Origin of the sequence: Lachnoanaerobaculum sp. MSX33 (genome assembly GCF_000512995.1) — a bacterium.
In the GTDB taxonomy this organism is placed as follows: Bacteria; Bacillota; Clostridia; order Lachnospirales; family Lachnospiraceae; genus Lachnoanaerobaculum.
Genome location: NZ_AZXX01000041.1, coordinates 1 through 2,988, shown reverse-complemented (window position 1 = coordinate 2,988; position 2,988 = coordinate 1). Strand labels below are relative to the sequence as shown.

General features: G+C 36.6%; 3 protein-coding genes and 1 pseudogene. 3 read left to right on the top strand and 1 reads right to left on the bottom strand.

What is annotated here, in order from left to right; translation table 11 throughout:
- The first annotated feature begins 295 nt into the window (after nt 1–295).
- The 3 genes and pseudogenes from HMPREF1495_RS03840 to HMPREF1495_RS03830 form a co-directional block, all read left to right on the top strand.
- Nucleotides 296–490: a hypothetical protein gene (locus HMPREF1495_RS03840; RefSeq protein ID WP_034212213.1), complete on the top strand. Its 195-nt coding sequence runs from the start codon at nt 296–298 to the stop codon at nt 488–490.
- A 177-nt stretch (nt 491–667) separates the two neighbouring features.
- Nucleotides 668–1,081 (top strand): hypothetical protein, encoded by a 414-nt coding sequence (locus tag HMPREF1495_RS03835; protein WP_330368654.1) that lies wholly within the window; start codon nt 668–670, stop codon nt 1,079–1,081.
- Nucleotides 1,082–1,221: 140 nt separating this feature from the next.
- A pseudogene (locus HMPREF1495_RS03830) lies at nt 1,222–1,437 on the top strand (hypothetical protein); the annotation flags it as partial.
- Nucleotides 1,438–1,611: 174 nt separating this feature from the next.
- On the opposite strand, the gene HMPREF1495_RS03825 reads toward HMPREF1495_RS03830, so the two are convergent.
- Nucleotides 1,612–2,667: a CHAT domain-containing protein gene (locus HMPREF1495_RS03825; protein WP_051402801.1), complete on the bottom strand. Its 1,056-nt coding sequence runs from the start codon at nt 2,665–2,667 to the stop codon at nt 1,612–1,614.
- Nucleotides 2,668–2,988 lie beyond the last annotated feature (321 nt).

Genomic DNA, 2,988 nt, shown 5'->3' with positions numbered 1-2,988 from the left:
CAATCTATTCAGGAGGAAAGAGAATATTAAAAATACCGATAAATTATTTTGGATATGAGAGGTTGTTTTATGAATTGGATAAAAGAAATATTCTCCGGAAAGATGAGTTTTATGTAGCTGCCAAGGTAGCGTTGGAGATAGATAAAAGAAGACGGCAAGAGTAGTATATCGTAAAAAAGATCGCGTAAAAAAGATTTTTTTGAAATAGGTTGCAAAAGTTGGTGTTTCACACTAAAATATAGTTAGAAGAGTATGAGTAAATCACAGAGAGCCATACTAACTAGGAGGTGTTTATATGGCAACTTCAAGTATCACTAAGAATTTTATCATATCCGGTCAGAAGCAGGTGGAGATGTTTGCCGATGCGATTGAAGCATCTGCCAACGACAGAACACCTCGTGTTCCAATCAATGTTACCTACTTGCAAGGGGCAGATGATATTTTAAAATTCATGGAGAGAAGGAAGAAAGCGAATGCAACCAGCAAATAATTTTATTGTGCTGAACATTTGTGAGTATTTAGAAAATGAGGACAAAATACTCGGAGAGGACACATTAGCACAGTTCCTTTCCGAGTTTTCATGTCCGTTAAATCCGGATGTTGAGTGTTTTTTAAAACAGTATGCAATTGAGTTTGCAAAAAACATCAAGCAGTTACATATATCGTATTGTCACTGGAAGATGCAGAGTTATTGGGATATTTTTCTATTACAATCAAACCACTTGTTGTAAATGCAGGACCATTCAGTAATACAGTTAAAAGAAAGTTGGCAAGATTTAGTGAGATAGATAAAAATGAGCAAACCTATAACCTGGCAGCTTATCTGATTGCCCAGCTTGGGAAAAACTTTAGTGACAGGGCAAAAGGGCGAATAACAGGGCAGGAACTGTTAGAAGCAGCTATCAGACAGACACAGATTTTACAGTATCAGGCTGGAGGTATGGTGGCATTCGTGGAAGCGGATAATAAAGAAAAATTGCTTTCATTTTATGAAAACTATGGTTTCAAGCGTTTTGATACCAGACAAACAACATCAGCTGAAGAATCGCATGAGCTGGTACAGCTTTTGAGGCTGCTTTAAATTAAAATTACATAATAAACCAAAGGTGTGTGGAACATGTTTTAAGAACAATCCATGCACCTTTTTTATTTGGAAGATACCGTCCCTACGAAAATTAAGGACGGTATTTTTGCATGGAAAAAAGAAAGGACGATATGATAATGGCAGATAAAAATATAGTTTACATGAGTGAAAAACAAAAAGTCAAAGAGATCACGGATAAGCTGGAAGCTGGCTTGAAGGAGCTTTTTGAGAGTGAAAAATATAAAAGCTATCTCAGCACCATGTCAAAATTTCATAATTACAGTTTTAATAATACGCTGCTGATTGCCATGCAGAAGCCGGAAGCTACATTGGTGGCAGGCTTTTTATCCTTTTAAGAGGATAAATATCCATATGCTCTGTTCATAGTTATCCTCCTTTATGTTCGCCAAAATATAAAAAACCGAGAAAACTGCTGGAGATTTCTCGGATAACTTTTTATACTATGAAAATGTTATGCTTGGTAATAATAAAATCCGCCACCCAACTTTAGGTAACGGATTTTATTATTAAATATCTGGACGAACGAGTATTAAATCATTTAAGTCAATATCGTCACGAGCATAAAGCTGAGGAATATTTTCACCAGGAATGCCTTCCAATAGTAATTCAGCTATAGCTTGATTAAATGAAGTTTGCATTGAACGCCCAAACCCTATAGAGGAATACAACTGAGCAGCAAACGTGCAGGCAGTATCATCACGGATAGAATCAGACATACCGATTGCAGCTTCAATATGTTCCACGACACTTTGAGCCTGTGTTTCCGAAAAGCAGGCATTAAAAACAACCAAACGTATTGTATCAGATGCAGTTGACATGGCCATTGCAATTGCTTCCTTTGTAACGGTCTTTGTACTTCCATCTGGATTCAATAAAGCAAGTTCTCCTGATTTTGCACCATGACCGCTAAAATGAACGATTGTGGGGTTTGTTTCATTAATTGCCTGCAATATGTCTGATGCACGCGTAGCCCACCGACTTTCAAAATGAACCGAATCACGATATTCCGACAAACGGATTTTTTCTTGAATAGAACGTGCTTCTTCATCAAGAGAAAGCTGGGGAGTGTCTTTAGGGTTAGCGGCAAGAAATAAAACTGTAATTTTTTCAGGTATCGCTTTTAAACGTTCAATTTCTAACTGCATATGTGATTGAACATTTCCGTATTCTTTTAGTGAACGTTCGAATGCAGCCGCTTGGCGCCTTGCATCCTGTTGGCGCCTTTTCTCTGCCTCCATGTTCTTTTTGTTTACTTTGGCCTCTTCATTCCTGTAGTTTTTCTCCGCAGTAGACCGCTCCTTTTCTTTTTGGGCGATTTTCTTCTGGATATCGCCGCATTTTTTTTGAATTTCAGAGATTGATTTTTCTGCTCGTTCAATCTCATTAAGTTTGGATTTTATGGTGGATTGGCTTTTTGTCCGGCCAATAGCACCCTTGGCGGATATGATTTTCTTCTGCAAAGGTGCTATTTTAGCCTGTTCTTTAGCCATATCTTGATTTAGTTTTGATATGTCTTCCTGCTTTTTTAACAACGTATTTCTGTATGTATCGAGTTGAGACAAAAAATCACCTCCTATTTTATACCGAAATTATATCTTAAAACTTATAACCGTGCAAATTTTAATTTGTAGTCACTTCGTCAAAATGACTGTGGATAATCATTAGCCTAAATTATTCATAGCATAGCTATGTCTGCGGCTGAAAGCCACATAATTACTGCATTTACAAAACTTTCTTACTTTCACCTAAAAAGTGAATAGAAAAAGGACCTCTTTTTTGGTAAAATTAAGGTGACAAATCAAAACAATGCCAAGGAAAGGAAGTCATCTTATGTCAATTTTAAATACTATTTCACTTGAAAGCAACAAGAAAATTAAAATAAA

Excerpts from the sequence above, each read along its gene's own strand:
- HMPREF1495_RS03840 (WP_034212213.1), top strand. The coding sequence starts at position 296 with ATGGCAACTTCAAGTATCACTAAGAATTTTATCATATCCGGTCAGAAG.